At 39.6% G+C, this 217-nt stretch carries 1 protein-coding gene; it reads left to right on the forward strand.

Translation table 11 applies throughout. The features are described 5' to 3' along the window. Positions 1 to 217: hypothetical protein (locus AB4585_RS25275; RefSeq protein WP_372171517.1), on the forward strand; the 217-nt coding region annotated here is incomplete at both ends.

Consider the following 217-nt stretch of genomic DNA (forward strand, 5'->3'; position numbering starts at 1 on the left):
ATGAAGAAGTTGGCCCAGTTCATTATCGTATTGAGAAACCAGAACCGACTATTGTGGTTTCAGATATTGCCAATAATGACTTTGCAAATGGTATTGATGACTGGTTTAGTTTTGGTGCTTCAGCGGTAACAGGTGTTGAAGCATTCTCATACTCTGGTAGCGTTTCAATCAGTAACAATGGCTATGTAAGTCAGAATGTGACACTACTGCCAAATCA

This window comes from Vibrio sp. 10N.222.49.C9 (assembly GCF_041474985.1).
Lineage (GTDB): Bacteria > Pseudomonadota > Gammaproteobacteria > Enterobacterales > Vibrionaceae > Vibrio > Vibrio crassostreae_C.